This is a genomic window from Acidiferrobacter thiooxydans, from assembly GCF_003333315.1.
Lineage (GTDB): Bacteria > Pseudomonadota > Gammaproteobacteria > Acidiferrobacterales > Acidiferrobacteraceae > Acidiferrobacter > Acidiferrobacter thiooxydans.
Genome location: NZ_PSYR01000001.1, coordinates 828,168 through 843,377, shown reverse-complemented (window position 1 = coordinate 843,377; position 15,210 = coordinate 828,168). Strand labels below are relative to the sequence as shown.

Sequence of the window (15,210 nt, the reverse complement as noted above, 5' to 3'; positions counted from 1 at the left end):
GCACGGATCGGCAACTACCGCGACGCGCACCAGAAATGGCGTGCGAGCGGGGAACCGCCCCCGTCCGAGCCCCGACTTCCCGGAACCGGCCGTCCGGTCGCTTACCACCCCAACATCCCGCAACTGCCCGGCATGCTCCAGCGCCTCGAGGCCCGCGCCGGACGCCGGGCCCAAGAGTCCTCGGCCGAGTCGGCTACGGCTCGGAAGAGAACCTGAAGGCCCTAAGATGCCAATCACATCCGCGGTTAGGGCGCCACACGAGCGGCTCACGGATCGGCCGGACCCAAGCGGTGGGGGAATCTCCCGTCATCCGGGTCATGCACCAGAGTCTTTATAAGTAAGGCGCATGGAAGCGCCGCTGCCGGCGGCGTCAACGGTTGGTGGGGTGTTCTATTACACCCAGAGGTGCGAGGCCTCGAGGTGCGAGGCCTCCGACAATTCCGGTTGTGAGGATTACGGCAGGCGCACGGCACATGGTATCTCTGTACCGCCGCAACCTCCTCAAACGCAAGGCGGTGGTGGGCTGATCCGGTCCGCAGGGCCCCGTTCCGCTATTCTTCCCCTCGTGTGCCCAGGCGCCGCCCTGTTTCCCATGCGGACCCCAAAACGGTTACCGGGACGGGCCCCTAGGAGGCTCTCGGATATCCACCCACGACGAGGTCACGACGTGCTGTGCGGGATGCGCGCGACGGCACGAGGGCATGGTCCGCGGATGTTCACAATAGTGGCCAGGCTGGACACGGGCCACGACCGACGCCCTCCCGCTCTAACACTGTGGATTCGGGTATGGCACCGCCGGGAATGGTGGGGAACTGCTGGATGATGCGCTACAGGTGTCCGCCTGACTAACGACTCAGGGTATAACCTGCCGTCCATTCCGGACCGTCGCAGCGGATGGTTTCTTGATAACCTTCGCGCGACCGGGAAGGGTGTGACCGTTTGCGGCCCTCAAGAATCGCATCGCGATTCAACGCAGGCCCGCGGATTTGCGCCAACGCCTGAGCGTGGCGAGCCGCCAGTGCATATAGAAACGGACTAGCGCCGGGGCCTTACGGTTCTCCAGCAAGCCCTTCACCCGCGCCCGCATATCGGCCAGACGCATGTCCTTTACAAACGAATTTCCATCGTGGCAATAACTGCAATAGTCGCTACCCGCCCGATACTTCTTGTCATAGATGACCGGCATACCGCAACTCTGGCAACGCGTCCGTTCTGCTATCCACTGCTTCTTCAACGCTGCCGCCAATGCCTTGAAGCTCATTCTCATATCCGTACCCAGTCTGATGCCACGACCCAAAACCACGCATCGCGGACCGTAAACACCATGGACGGCCCGCGCTATCGGCATGCCCTGTGGCGCTAGGATAGCAGTCCGGACGGCCGCCCGGCCAGACATGCCCTAGGACCCGCCGCCTCGCGCCCACCCCGGGGCGCACCAGACTCGATCCCATCATCACATACCGCCGCCACCGCAAACCAGGTACGCGCACTCCAGTCGGACCAGGACGCGCGCGCTGTCCGGCGGAATGGAGCCCATACCGTCTGCGCAAATTTGCTAGACTGCGCTGCTAAAAGGGGCAGTAACCAAAACGCGAACGGGGCGCAAGGGGGGTAAGTGAATCACAGCGATAATGGCGGGAAATCACCACCGAACCCCGGGCCGCCCGGCCAAGACGACCGCCCCAGCCTTCTCGGGCAGCAGGCGGTGCGGGCGGCAAGCCTCGGCATGTTCCTCGACGGCTTTGACCTTAGTATCATGGCCATTGCCTTGCTACCACTGCGCGCTCAATGGCATCTGGGGACCGGGGCGATCGGGAACCTCATGGCCGCCGCACTCATCGGATCGCTGCTCGGCGGCCTTATCGGCGGCCGTCTAGTCGATCGCTTCGGGCGTCGCGCCCTACTCCTCCCCAATGTCGCCCTGTATGCCCTTGGCGCCATCGCCAGCGCCCTCAGCCCGAACCTTGCGACCTTGTGGATCGGCCGCTTTGTGGTCGGGCTCGCAGTCGGCATGGATTACCCGCTGGTGGCCACGGTCGTCGCCGAATACAGCGGCGAAAGCGACCGCGGGCGGGGGTTTGCCGGCATCAACGTCGCCTGGTATCTCGGGGCCTTCGCCTCGACGCTGTTGGGGCTTGCGCTGCTAGGTCTCGGGCCCGACTCCTGGCGCTTCATGCTCGGCGCGGCCTTGCTACCGGCGCTGGTCTTACTGTGGCTGCGCCGCCGCATCCCGGAATCGCCGCGCTGGCTCATGCGCCGCGGATCGCAGGGTGCAGCGCGCGAGGCCTTGCAGCGACTGCGTCCAGCATTGAGCGAAGCCCAGGCCACGGACGTCCTGGCGCGTTTCTCCGGGGCCATGCGCCGTACCACCATCCTTTTCCAGCGTCCCTGGCGCAAACGGCTGGCCTTGAGTCTCATCCCCTGGACCTGTCTTGACATCGTCGGTCTCGGCATCGGTCTCTACTTCCCGCTAATCCTGCGCATGCAAGGACTGGCCGGCAACAACACCGCCGCCGCCGGCATCAATGCCGCATTCCTGCTGGTCTCGACAGCCGGTATCCTGTTCATCTACCGGCGTCTTGACCGTTGGGGCCGCATCCCGCTGCAGACCGCAGGATTCGGGCTCATGGTCGTTGGTCTGCTGTTGTTCGCCTTCGGTATCGCGGCCCATGAAGTGGTGAGCGTCTACGCCGGGTCCGCGGTCTATTCCCTGGGGACCGGTATCGGTCCAGGGGTTACCGCCATGGCCCTGTCCGTCGAGATATTTCCGACCGAACTCCGCGCCAGCGCAGGGGGGCTTGCGACCGCGGTCTCGCGGCTTGGCGCGGCGTTCTCGGCGATTATCTTTCCGCGCCTGGAGGCCGCCTGGGGACTGCCCGTCGTCCTCATACTCATGGCCGGCGTCTCGCTCATTGGCGCCGGGGTGACGCGTGGCTGTCCGGTGGAGCCCGCCGGACACACCCTCGAGGCCCTAGAGGACCATGGGCGCTAAGGGCACGCCCGCTGCCCGGCGCCGACGGCCTGCGACCCGCCTCGCAACACCGGCCGTGGCACTACTCATCCTGGCCGGCTGTGCCCGGCCTTCGGCATCGGCACCCACCACATCCATGCCCGCGATCACGCCGGGGCCGCCCCTAGGGATCGTACACGAGGGTTGGCACACCGGTCTGATCGTGCCCGAGGCCGAGTTGACCGGCGTCTTGAGGTCCCTACGGGTCCGGCTCGCGGCGGCGCCCTTCGTGGTCATCGGCTGGGGGCAACGCCGTTATTACATGGCCCGCGACCCGGGCCTCCTGACGGGCCTTGCCGCCCTGTTTCCGTCGGCAAGCGTCATCCACGTCCGGCCCTGGCGACCCGGACCGGGCTATCGATCATCGCGACACCGTACATGGCTACACCTGCCAGCCGGCGGCTGGCGAGGCTTGCGTGTCTTTCTCGATCGGGCACTTGCGCATCCCCACGGCCATCTCCAGGCCCTGGGGGCGCACGGCCGCCGTGGGCTTTTTTTTGCGTCGACCGAGACCTATGACGCCTTCCACACCTGCAACACCTGGACCATGCAAGCCTTGCATGCCGCGCGGCTGCCGGCTACCAGCACCGATGTGCTGTTTGCCGGTCAGGTCAGCAGTGCCTTGCATGTCGCCCCCCTGCGCCGCTTCCAGACTACACTCATGATCACCCCTGGACACAACTCGTCATCTTGACAACGGCCCATTAGCCGCCCGCTGAAAAGCCGATCCGCTCGCGGCTGCCACGGACATGCGGGTATTTCCAACATCCGCCGTTCTGGAAAACGCGTAAGACGCCAGCGCGCTCATATGAATGGCACGCCATACCACGGCGATCCGCGAAGGTACGAATCGGCGGGCCGCCACCACGTTCGCTGACGCATGGCCATTGCGTGTGGCCCAAATCCCTACCCCGATACACGTTCATAAGGGGTCTCGAAACCAGTTCTTGGGTCCTTAAAGCCTTCCGTTTCGCGTCACCCTTGAGGGGAGCCCTCTGGGGCCGTCAAAACCGCCGCAAACCGGTGCCGGGGCTCGCTTTGTCGGGTTAAGGGGTGAAAATACTCTGCGGTTTTTTAGCGCCATCGACGGACCGCCGAGCCTACACCGGCTTGACAAATATGGCGCGATCGCCGAGGTTTACAGTTTGGGTGCCCATATCCGGCAAGTCGAGAGTCCATTTTGAGACCGGCCTCGCGACCCCACGAGCCTCGTCACGGGAGTCTTTCACCATGAACGAAGACCTCGATCCCTTCGGGCGACACGCGGCCCATCTTCTGCGCGCCGCGCAGAAGTATGTTTCGGACATCGACGATCAACTGATCGCGGCCTTTCAGCGTGGACTCTTTCGGCACGCCGGCCCCGAGGATGTCATAACCCTTCTGACGCCGGAGCAGTTCGCGCACACACAGACAAGACCGCTCACGCAATTGCGCCATCTCCTCGATCCCGACCTCGACCGCGACATCCATGAGCAGGAGGCGATTGCCACAGGGCAGATCTACAGTTTCCTCGGCATTAAAACGAGCTGGCTCGTCGACTCCTACGCACTCTATCTGGAACGGCTCCTGCAGCGCCTCGGCCCCTGGATTGGCGCGCCCGATAAGCGCGTACGCATCCGTTCGGCCGTGACGATGCGCGTGATGGCCAATCTCCACGCCCAGATACATGGCCGGGAGGTGCTCGCACGCGCGGAGCAAGAGGCGGTCGCGCGGATATCCGGTCTACTCCAAGGCGCCATGGCCTTCAATGATCTCGTGCGGCAGACCCTGAATCACCTGACAACCCTGCCCGGCATGGTTGCCGGCACCTTCGCGCGCCCCGATAGCCGCGGTGACATCCAGTATGAGATCGTGGTCGGAGAAACGATGGAGCGCCACGCGCCCTCCCTGATCGCCCACAACCTCGTCCCGACCATCCGCGACGACGACCCGCGCGGCCTCGGCCCCTCGGGCCGCGCGTGGCGCTCCAATCAGATCCAACAGGCGCTCGTCATCGCTTCCGACCACACCTTCGCTCCCTGGCATGAGTACGCGCGCAAGCTTGGCTATGTCTCCCAGGCCACCATTCCCCTGGCCGACCGCGCCGGCTGCCCGCGCGCACTCCTGACCTTGTATCATAGCTGGCCCGGATATTTCAGCGTGCCGCGCCGGATCAATCTATTGACACACATACGCGCCGGACTCGAGACGGTGATCGCCCAGGGCGCAGCCTCGGGACACGTCATAAGCCATCCTGCGCGCATCGCCTACCGTGAGACGCTAAGCCGCGGCGACCTCGTGATGCTCTACCAACCGATCATCGATCTGCGGTCAGGCGGCCTCGCAAAGGTCGAGGCGCTGGCGCGTCTCGACCGGCACGATGGCAGCTACGCCACTCCTGCTGACTTCCTCGCGGCGTTCGGCGAACATGAACTACGGCAACTCTTCGCGCTGGGCCTGCGTCAGGCACTCCGTGACCTGCGCGATTGGCAGGACCATGGCCTTGTCACATCGGTGGCCATAAACCTGCCGACACAGGCATTCGTCGATGATGAATATCTGCGCATAGCCGGTGACATCCTACGCGATTCGGCCATAGAACCGGAACGTATCACGCTCGAACTTCTCGAAAACGGCGAGATCGACAACAAGCAGGCCCGCACCAAGCTGCTTCCGCAATGGAAGGCACTCGGCGTGCAACTTGCGCAAGACGATCTCGGATCGGGATACAGTTCACTCATCCGCATGGAACAATTAGGCGTGGATGACGTCAAGATCGACCACGGTCTCGTGCGTGCCGCCGCGCAAGCGCCACACAAGGCGCTGCGCTTCATCTATCACCTCACGCATCTGGCGCACGACGTCGGCATTCGCGTGACCGTCGAGGGCCTGGAGACTGACGGCCTCATAGAGGTCGCCGCCATCCTCGGGGCCGACTTCGGGCAAGGCTATGCCATCGCGCGTCCCATGACCGCAAACCACATCAGGCGCTGGAGGCACGCACCGCTTGCGATAGAGCCCCGCCACCCGCGTACCGCACTCGGCGCCTACGCGGCCATGATCCTACGTAACGCGCTCATGATCCTGGCTGGAACACGGTCTGAATTCTTGCGCGCCGTCCTCTCCGAGCCGAGCGGACTCGCCTATTACCTACAGGCGCATGACCTTGACGACACCCCCCTCGGCCGTGCGCATGCGCGCCTTCTTGACTGCGCGCAGGCCGGCGCCGATTCCGCGGGTTATGGGGATGCCCACCAAGCCGTGGAAGCCTTGCTGCGCGCCCACATCATGACGGAAGCCTCGATGGTACCAGCCTCCCGGTCCCGCTCTGCGGCCCGCCAGGGAGCCAGCCGCCGACAGGCCGCGCAGACGACGCGACGGGGCGCTACGGCGCGCACCAATCCGCAGCTACGCCAAGGTCGGCGGTCTGCGCGGCCATCGTGACGATACACTAGCCCGACGCGGCGCGCTCCCGAAGGGTTATGCGCCCGGCGCATGCACAGGCCATGATGCGCGTGCCGGAGACGAAACGGCCTCGTCATCATCGCCATCCCAAGAAACAGGGAAGCACCACCATGCCACCTCGTTCCGACCGCGGCCATAGCGCCGCATGCCTTCTATATGGAAGCCGGCAGGCCTCGCGTCGCTTCCCTTTGCATCCATAAACGACGTCGTGCCAGAAAGGCGCATGACATGCGGATGTCATCAGGCCTTAATGCTCGCGTAAAACGCACCCGGCATGATAGATGTGTCCTGAAGAAAGCTTGTGGCTTTGCGCGCCAGGACCGCGGTGCCAGGGAACGGCAATGGGGGCGCAGGGACGCGCGGCTTGATGATTTCCACCAATATCGCGCCTTACAGTGAACCGTACACCCGCCAGGACCTGCCCCCCCGCGAACCCTTGACCTCGAACCACATCGCGCCAGTCGGCACCCACAGGCGATGGACAGGACTCGGGCGGGGTATGTCGGAACGGATCTGCCGCGTGATCGTCAGCGCTTATGGAATGGTGATGTGGCGGCACGCGAACCCGGGATCGACCGGCGCACGATATAGGGACTACACCGGCATGAGGCCGGCAAATGATCGCGCGGACCTGCGAGCGCTCCGGCCGCGAGATCGGGTGCCGCATGGTAGCGATCCAACCGGCCCACACTACGGGCGATGATCGCCTCTATAGGTTAAAAGGGCGTGATTGATCGCACCCAGACGCAGGCCCACAACCAGCATCACCGGAAGGTCGAGGGCGCGTGCGAGATCAGTAAAGCCCTTGGTGGCCGTCAACGGCCCCAGAACCGCAAGCGGCCTCGACTCCGAGCCGGTCCACCCCGCCGCGATACCTCCTGCACGACACGCACGGCCACCGCCAGATCCACGGCAGGGCCGCCTACGCGGCCGCGAAGTACGGGGCGAGGCCGGCCCTATACGATGCACCCCTGCACGCGCGCGCCGGCACACTGGCCCGCCGCTGCGCCTCGACGTCCTCGTAGACCCTGCCCTCGACCATGCCCGGGGCTATGGGCTTCAGTCCCGAGACCCGGTCACCCCGCTTGGCATAGCCCAAGGGCCGAGGTCCGCAAACGAGCGTCTTTCCTGTGCCGGTATCCGTGCCCGTCACAAAGACGCCGCTCGCGATAAGCGCCTATCGGCTCATCACGCGCGCGGGCACCGCACGCACCCCCATGCCTGCCTTATTCACACCCCGACCTCCGCGATACGAAAGCCCACAGACTCCCCCGCCCGGAACGGGACCAGGGTATCGTCCATACCGGCCGGCGCAAGGTCGATCGCGGCTGCCACCGGCCACGACTCTTCGATGAGCGTGATGCGCTCGCGGTTTGCGGCCAGTCCGTAGAAAGCCGGACCGTGGAGACTCGCGAAGCCCTCGAGCTTTGCAAGCGCACCGGCCGCCTTAAAGACCTCGGCATAGAGCTCGATACCGGCATGCGCAGTGTAGACGCCCGCACACCCGCACGCCGCCTCTTTCGTGCGCCGCACGTGGGGGGCGCTATCGGTACCAAGAAAGAACTTGGGGCTCCCCGAGATCGCAGCGGCCACCAAGGCCTCGCGATGACGCTCGCGCTTTAGGACCGGCAGGCAATAGGCGTGCGGACGGATGCCGCCATGGAACATGGCGTTGCGGTTCAAGAGCAGATGATGGGCGGTGAGGGTCGCGGCCACCGTGGCCGGCGCGGCCATGACGAATTCCACCCCATCGCGGGTGGTGACATGCTCAAGCACAATCTTGAGGTTCGGGAAGCGCGCAACGATCCTCTGGAGTATGCGGTCGATGAAGACCGCCTCGCGATCGAAGACGTCGACTGCGGAATCGGTGACCTCGCCATGCACAAGCAACGGCAAACTTAAGGCCTCCATGGCGGCGAGCGCATCGTCACACCGTCCGATGTCGGTCACACCGAAGTCCGAATGGGTCGTGGCGCCGGCCGGGTAATACTTCACGCCATGAACGAAACCGCTGGCTCGGGCCCGCTCGATCTCGGCCACTGGCGTATTGTCGGTGAGATACAGCGTCATCAAAGGCTCGAAGGCCGATCCCGCCGGTCGCGCCGCCAGGATCCGTTCGCGATACGCGCGGGCCTCGGCCACGGTACGCACCGGCGACTTCAGGTTGGGCATTACAATGGCGCGCGCGAAACGCCGCACGGTATCTGGCAGCACCGCGCGCAGCAAGGCCTCGTCGCGCAGATGGACATGCCAGTCGTCAGGGCGTATCAGCGTAAGCGACACGGGAGTTCTCTCGAGGTTGATGCCATGCGCCCGTGGCCGGCCTGGTCTTGCGGTCGGCGAGCGCTCCTGCCCCTTCCGCGGGCCTGTCGTCATGATACGCGCGCCTTGGCCCTCGGGCACGCCGGCCTCCACCACGCGGCGCACGGGCTAGGTGACGCCCAGATGGCGCGCATGGAAGGCCATATGGTCGCCTATGAAACTTGCGATGAAAAAATAGCTATGGTCATACCCCTCATGCCAGCGCAGGGTGAGCGCCCCGCCACCCAAACCCTCGAGCCATTGGGTCTTTAGCTCGCGCTCGAGATAGGGGTCACCGCCACCCTGATCCACAAGCATGGGCGCGAGCGCCTGACTCTCGCGGGCCTTCAGGAGCGCCACGGTATCGTAATCCCGCCAACGCGCCTCATCGGACCCGAGATAGACCCCAAAGGCCTTTTGGCCCCAGGGGGTGCGGCTCGGGGCGCACACCGGGGCAAAAGCCGACAGCGAACGGTAACGGTGCCCATGACGCAGACCGATGGTCAGGGCCCCATGCCCGCCCATGGAGTGACCGCACAAGGCCTGGCAGTTGCCATCCACGGGGAACGATGCGGCAACCAGGGCCGGGAGCTCTTCTGCGACATACTGGTGCATCCGATAGTGGCGACTCCAAGGCTCCTCGGTCGCGTCCACGTAAAATGATGCACCACTGCCGAGGTCCCAATCGCGTGTCTCGTCCGGGATACCCGTGCGCCGCGGGCTGGTATCGGGCGCGACCAGGGCAAGTCCCCACTCCGCGGCGTAACGCTGCGCCCCGGCCTTGATCATGAACGTCTCCTCGGTACACGTGAGGCCCGCCAGAAAATAGACGACGGGGACACGCCCGGTGACGGTCTGCGGGGGCAGATAGATCGAGAAACGCATGGGGCCATGACAGCTCTCCGAGGCATGCTCATAGCGCGCCACACGGCCGCCAAAGCACGCATGTTCCTCCAGAATCTTCAGATTTGCGGTCATGGTCGTCTAGTACGTCAGCACAGTTCGAATCGACTCACCCCGACGCATGAGATCGAAAGCGGTATTGATTTCGGCAAGCGGCAGGGTGTGCGTAATCAGGTCGTCGATATTGATCTTGCCCTCCATATACCAATCGACGATCTTCGGGACATCGGTACGCCCACGGGCACCCCCGAATGCTGAGCCCCGCCAGTTGCGTCCGGTCACAAGCTGAAAGGGGCGCGTCCTGATCTCCTCGCCGCTCGCCGCCACCCCTATGATGATGCTCGTACCCCAGCCCTTATGACAACACTCCAGGGCTTGGCGCATGGTCGTCACATTTCCTATGCATTCGAAGCTGAAATCCGCGCCACCTTTGGTGATGCTCACGAGATAGGGTACGAGATCGTCCTCCACCTCGCGCGGGTTCACGAAGTGCGTCATACCAAAGCGCTCCGCGATTGCGCGTCTACCGGGGTTGATATCGACCCCCACGATCCGGTCGGCCCCCGCCATGCGCGCCCCCTGGATGACATTCAGACCGATCCCGCCGAGACCGAACACCACGACGTTGTCGCCGGCGCGCACCCTGGCGGTGTAGATCACCGCACCTATGCCGGTCGTGACCCCGCAACCGATATAGCAGACCTTGTCGAACGGGGCATCCTCGCGAATCTTCGCAAGCGCGATCTCGGGAAGGACCGTGTAGTTGGCGAAGGTACTGGTCCCCATGTAATGGTAGAGCGGCTGCCCGCCGATGGAAAAACGACTGGTGCCGTCGGGCATTACCCCGCGCCCCTGGGTCGCGCGGATCGCCTGACAGAGATTGGTCTTGCCGCTCAGACAGTATTCGCACTCACGACATTCCGGCGTATACAACGGGATAACGTGATCGCCGGGACGAAGCGATCGGACCCCAGGCCCCACATCCACGACCACGCCCGCGCCTTCGTGCCCCAGGATGGTGGGAAAACGCCCCTCGGGGTCCCCTCCTGACAAGGTGAAGGCATCGGTATGACAGACTCCTGTCGCCTTGATCTCGACAAGCACCTCGCCGGCGCGAGGCCCGTCGAGCTGCACGGTGTCCAACACCAATGGCCGGTCGGCCGCATAAGCGACTGCTGCGCGTACCTCCATGAGCACTCCCTTATGATTAGCAGCCTGCAATCATGCCTGCCCGGCGCCGTACAGACAACCCGATCCATACGGCCGCCCGCCGTCTCGTAACATCAGCCCGGCATACGGCCGACACGCAAAGACGGCCTGCATTCCCGCGGCCCGGGGGCGATCGACGCGGCCAAACGACGCACACAAGGCCTCCAGGGCATAGGTGCCCAGGGCTTTGGGGGCTCGCGGTGAGACGGTCTCCGTGGAGACAATAGTCCGCGCATGCCTCGCCGAGGCCATCGCCGCCCAGTGGGATGGCTCACCCGCACCGAGACCGCTTGGTTTGTCTATACCCTTTCGGTCAGTGAATCCTGTCCTGAAACCGCGTACAATCGCCCTCAATAGCGAAGCAAGCCATAGAACGGCGCCAGTTGCGCGGGCCCTTCAGATGGGCCATCGCGACACCAGCGTTGTGACCCGCTAACGGATCGATTGCAACAAACGAGAGAGCCGAGGCCTATGGACTACACATGGATATTGGTCGCTGACCGGGCGCGCGCCCGAATCGTTGCTAAGCCCAACGCGGTGCCCAGCAATGGGCGCGACTGGGAAGAACTCGAACCCCTCGTGTATCCAGAGGCACGCATACCGGAGCGGGCCCTATCGACCGATAAACCCGGACGCACCTTCGATCGCAAGGGCTCCGGACGCCATGCCATGGCCACCGAGATGTCCGCGAAAGAAGAGGCCGCTTCGCGCTTTGCGAAGACTCTGGCCCGAGTCCTGGACAAGGGGCGAACCAACCACCTGTATGAATCCCTCATCCTGGTGGCCGAACCCGGCTTCCTGGGTACCCTGCAGGCCAATCTGTCGGCACAGACCGCTAAAAAGGTCATTGACAAGATCCCGAAAGATCTCACGACGCGACCACATAAGGAACTCACCCAAGATTTGCGCGCGCTTCTGCGTCCACGCGGATAGCGGCTACCCCAGACGCAGTAGCCCGAGGCCCGCAATAACCAAGGGCATTGGTCATGGCCGACCCCCGTAGACCCCATAGGGGCGTGACCACGCCCCTATGGGTCGTAAAGGGCATTGCGTATAATGCCCCAGTCCGCCCCGGTAGCTCAGTGGATAGAGCGGCCGCCTCCTAAGCGGCAGGTCGCCGGTTCAATTCCGGCTCGGGGCACCATAAAATCAAGGACTTACGAGGCGCCCTAGCGGGACACTATCGGATTTTACGACAATCCTGCGACAAATCCATCAAAAAGAGGTGTCGCATGGCGACCTACGTTCAACGTTCGGGGCCAGGTGGTAAGCGGGTCTGGCAAGCGCTTGTCCGGCGCAAGGGATACCCCCAAGCAGACCCTTGACCTTTGACACGAAGAGCGAGGCGCAGGCCTGGGCTGGTGGCATCGAGAACGCCATGCGCCGCGGGGTCTTCGTTTCCCATGCCGAGGCCGAGAACACGACCCTGGCCGATGCCCTGGACCGCTATGCGCGCGAGGTCTTGCCGACCAAAAAGAGCACGCGCCCAGTCACCTACCATGCCCGGAACGTGCGGGAAGGCTTGGGCGCCCTCTCCCTGGCCGCCATCACGTCATCGGCCCTGGCCAAGTATCGCGACCAGCAGATGGCAAAGGGGTACGCGGCGCAGACCGTCAAGCATGACCTTTCCCTCATCTCGCACGGCCTAAATATCTGCATTAAGGAATGGGGCATCGCGCTCCCTGCCGGCAACCCCGTCACGCAGGTCAAGAGGGCCGTCCTTGGCCTCCCGGCCGCGATCGCGCCTCGTCGCCGTGAATGGGCCTCTTCCAGGCCGCCAAGCGCAAGGCCGCGTCTATTGCCGGTTCGCGACTATTCGTACCGTGATCTTCCTGATCACCGGTAAGCTCGACTTCTCGCAGATCAACTTGCATATAACGGGCCAACCCACATGAACTTCGACAGAGCCGTTTATATCTGCTCCCTCTCCGCTCTGCGTCACGAAATTACGCCTCCACAGCTGCCCGCTCGCTTTTGTCGGCCGTCAAAATCGCGGCAACCTGTGCCCTTTCGGCAGCATTTCCATGCACAATCAATAGATATTTATTGGCCTTCAGTTCCGTCTCATACTTAATAATATGATGTTTCGTAAAACCCAGGGTATAGAGCCCTGCCCCCAGTGCGGATAGGCCACCCACGACTACGGCCCCTTCTCCCGCGCCCACTATCATGGATATGATAGGGCCCGCCGCCAGCAATGGGCCTATACCCGGGATAAAGAAGAAGGCGGAGCCAAATAACAAACCCCACAAACCGCCCCAGAATGCACCCAGACCGCCCCAAACCTTCATGCGGTCACCCACCGTATAAAAGCCCAGAGGCTGCTCTTCGCTATGATATCCCTTGCCAATAATAGATAATTTTTTGATGTCGACCCCGGAACGGGACAACAATTTTATTGCGTTTTCGGCTTCGATATGCGTGTTAAATATCGCGATTCCCGCATCGGGCGTTGTCTCCATCTCTATCGCCATCGCTCATACTCCTGTCCATGATTGTCTCATTGAAACGACATAATTCTCCTTAAACCCAGTGGCCATGATCGTGGGCCGCTCCTGTCGACCTTGAAGATGGCATACGATAATGGATGTCGCTTGATGGTGCAGCGGGTCGCCACTAGGATCTGATGAGGCCCGTTGACGTGCCTTTATGTGCCTCGTCCTTTGTACCATGCGGGCATACCGCTAAAGTATCGTCCCTTGGTCCGTGCGCGTCCGTGGCGCACCGGTAGCCGCGGCGCCTCCATCCACTTTTCCCACACTGACTGGCGGAGGGGCAACGGCGCACACAAGGCTGCCCCAAGACCTAGAACGGTTCGGCCGGTGGACCTTGCACGGCGCAAGCGCGGCGACCGCTGGTAGCAGGCCACATTGGGGGCCACGGCACCGCCACATCTTGGGCTATGTAGGCCGATTACGTTTTTGGCGGTGTGCCTTGAACGCGCCCCCATGAAGATTCCCGGGGGCGCGGTGACTCGCCTGATGGGTATAATCGGGCATATAGCTCTGGGCGGGGGCATTGCCTTAGTGTTCCCGGCGGGCACTCTTATGCGAACGCCGCGCGGCCAGCGGATCGTTCGTTGGTGGCACCGCCGCCTTTTGCGCATCTTGGGCCTCGAGTTGCGGCTCTATGGAATACCGGCGGCCGCGCCCGCCCTCATCGTCGCCAATCATATCTCGTGGGTGGAGTTCGCTGCGGTGGGTGCCGTTATACCAGGGCATTTCGTGGCGAAATCGGAGATCCGTTCGTGGCCACTGATAGGCTGGTTCGCGGGGCAAGGAGGCACCATCTACATTAAGCGCGGCGATCGCGGTGCGTCAACAATCGTCGACGCCCAAATGGTCGCGGCCCTGCGTCGGCAAGAATCGATCATCCTGTTTCCGGAAGGAACCACAAGCGATGGACAGACAGTCCAGATGTTTCATCCGCGTCTTTTTGCCGTGGCCATAGAGGCCGACGTCACAGTCCAGCCCGTAGCGCTACGGTACTCCGATTCCGCAAACCACGCTTGTCCGGCGGCCTCGTTTGCTGGCAGAGAGAAGCTGATCCACCATTTGTGGCGACTTCTACGCGAGCGCGGCACCCTGAGAGTTGAGGTTTATTTCCTTGCGCCAGAACAGTCCTTGGGGGCCTCTTCGTTGATGTTGGCCACCAATGCCAGAAATGCCATCTTACAATGTATTGAACCCGTCACAGTCCAGGATGTTGGGGCGCGCGCCGCTTGTTAGAGATAATGGCTTTGGCCTCGCCGGATCATATCCTCACGACGGTGTACAGCGACGTCGGCCGGCCGCTCGATCCCGCCGGAGCGGCCTTTGAAGTTACGACCGGCAAGGGCGTAGTCTGTCCGGAATTCGGGTTCCAGACCACAAAAGCCCCTCGAACGACCCAACTAAGCCCGATTACGGCATGATACGGGGCATCTACGCCTTCCACTTTGTCGAAATGCGGATTCCGAGCCTCGCGATTGGCGAAATCCGGGGGCAATTCACACATTCCCTAAACTCGTCATTAGTTCTTCCCCGCCGAAACCGGCTGTCATGGATATTTCCATTGGCTATCTGGACAACGCAGTTCCTCGTACTGGTTACACCGGGAAGTTCGCCACACACCCCATGGCGCACTGCTGAAGGGGGGCGGCTGGGTCGTGATGGTAAAGGGCGAGGCATCATCCACACCCAAGAGCGTACAAGTATTGCGCACGATGGTGGCGAGCTCTGTAAGGAGTATTGGGAAGCCGCGGACCGGCGTGCGAGTGTACTCAGGAGATGCGCCCACGGCAGCGCCGGAGGGCGCCCGCGCCATCCCATGTCCGACTTCGGCCCACACCAGGATCGTTTACG

Annotated in this window: 11 protein-coding genes, 1 tRNA gene and 1 pseudogene; 7 read left to right on the top strand and 6 right to left on the bottom strand. The window is 63.1% G+C overall.

Features of this window, described 5'->3' with window-relative positions; translation table 11 throughout:
- Nucleotides 1-967: 967 nt before the first annotated feature.
- Complete coding sequence (locus C4900_RS04225; RefSeq protein ID WP_083995574.1) at nucleotides 968-1,261, bottom strand: zinc ribbon domain-containing protein; 294 nt, start codon at nucleotides 1,259-1,261, stop codon at nucleotides 968-970.
- 354 nt (nucleotides 1,262-1,615) lie between these two features.
- Between C4900_RS04225 and C4900_RS04220 the strand changes: the two genes are divergently transcribed.
- From C4900_RS04220 to C4900_RS04210, 3 genes are all read left to right on the top strand, one after another.
- Nucleotides 1,616-2,992, top strand: a complete 1,377-nt coding sequence (locus C4900_RS04220; RefSeq protein ID WP_211306756.1) for an MFS transporter — start codon at nucleotides 1,616-1,618, stop codon at nucleotides 2,990-2,992.
- A complete protein-coding gene (locus C4900_RS04215; RefSeq protein WP_114282364.1) occupies nucleotides 2,982-3,704 on the top strand; it encodes a DUF2459 domain-containing protein in 723 nt (240 codons plus the stop codon). Before C4900_RS04220 ends, C4900_RS04215 begins: the two co-directional genes overlap by 11 nt.
- Nucleotides 3,705-4,240: 536 nt before the next feature.
- A complete protein-coding gene (locus C4900_RS04210) occupies nucleotides 4,241-6,433 on the top strand; it encodes an EAL domain-containing protein (RefSeq protein ID WP_170132403.1) in 2,193 nt (730 codons plus the stop codon).
- 943 nt (nucleotides 6,434-7,376) lie between these two features.
- Here C4900_RS04210 and C4900_RS17135 read toward each other — a convergent pair.
- The 4 genes from C4900_RS17135 to C4900_RS04190 all read right to left on the bottom strand — a co-directional run bounded on the left by C4900_RS17135 (nucleotide 7,377) and on the right by C4900_RS04190 (nucleotide 10,849).
- On the bottom strand, nucleotides 7,377-7,607 hold the full coding sequence (locus C4900_RS17135) for a hypothetical protein (protein ID WP_411675213.1): 231 nt from the start codon (nucleotides 7,605-7,607) through the stop codon (nucleotides 7,377-7,379).
- A gap of 77 nt (nucleotides 7,608-7,684) precedes the next feature.
- A complete protein-coding gene (gene pyrC, locus C4900_RS04200) occupies nucleotides 7,685-8,737 on the bottom strand; it encodes a dihydroorotase (protein WP_211306755.1) in 1,053 nt (350 codons plus the stop codon).
- Nucleotides 8,738-8,884: 147 nt separating this feature from the next.
- Nucleotides 8,885-9,733, bottom strand: coding sequence for an S-formylglutathione hydrolase (gene fghA, locus C4900_RS04195; RefSeq protein ID WP_065968686.1), 849 nt, complete (start codon nucleotides 9,731-9,733; stop codon nucleotides 8,885-8,887).
- Nucleotides 9,734-9,739: 6 nt separating this feature from the next.
- A complete protein-coding gene (locus tag C4900_RS04190; protein WP_114282362.1) occupies nucleotides 9,740-10,849 on the bottom strand; it encodes an S-(hydroxymethyl)glutathione dehydrogenase/class III alcohol dehydrogenase in 1,110 nt (369 codons plus the stop codon).
- Between the two features lie 489 nt (nucleotides 10,850-11,338).
- Between C4900_RS04190 and C4900_RS04185 the strand changes: the two genes are divergently transcribed.
- From C4900_RS04185 to C4900_RS17130, 3 genes and pseudogenes are all read left to right on the top strand, one after another.
- Nucleotides 11,339-11,800, top strand: coding sequence for a host attachment protein (locus tag C4900_RS04185; protein ID WP_065968688.1), 462 nt, complete (start codon nucleotides 11,339-11,341; stop codon nucleotides 11,798-11,800).
- Nucleotides 11,801-11,935: 135 nt separating this feature from the next.
- Nucleotides 11,936-12,011 (top strand) — tRNA-Arg (locus C4900_RS04180).
- A 617-nt stretch (nucleotides 12,012-12,628) separates the two neighbouring features.
- Nucleotides 12,629-12,762 (top strand): annotated as a pseudogene (locus tag C4900_RS17130) (ISL3 family transposase); the annotation flags it as partial.
- 51 nt (nucleotides 12,763-12,813) lie between these two features.
- Here C4900_RS17130 and C4900_RS04170 read toward each other — a convergent pair.
- Nucleotides 12,814-13,341, bottom strand: coding sequence for a DUF1269 domain-containing protein (locus C4900_RS04170; protein WP_211306754.1), 528 nt, complete (start codon nucleotides 13,339-13,341; stop codon nucleotides 12,814-12,816).
- 573 nt (nucleotides 13,342-13,914) lie between these two features.
- Here C4900_RS04170 and C4900_RS04165 point away from each other — a divergent pair.
- Nucleotides 13,915-14,595, top strand: coding sequence for a lysophospholipid acyltransferase family protein (locus C4900_RS04165; RefSeq protein ID WP_170132402.1), 681 nt, complete (start codon nucleotides 13,915-13,917; stop codon nucleotides 14,593-14,595).
- The last annotated feature ends 615 nt before the right edge of the window (nucleotides 14,596-15,210 follow it).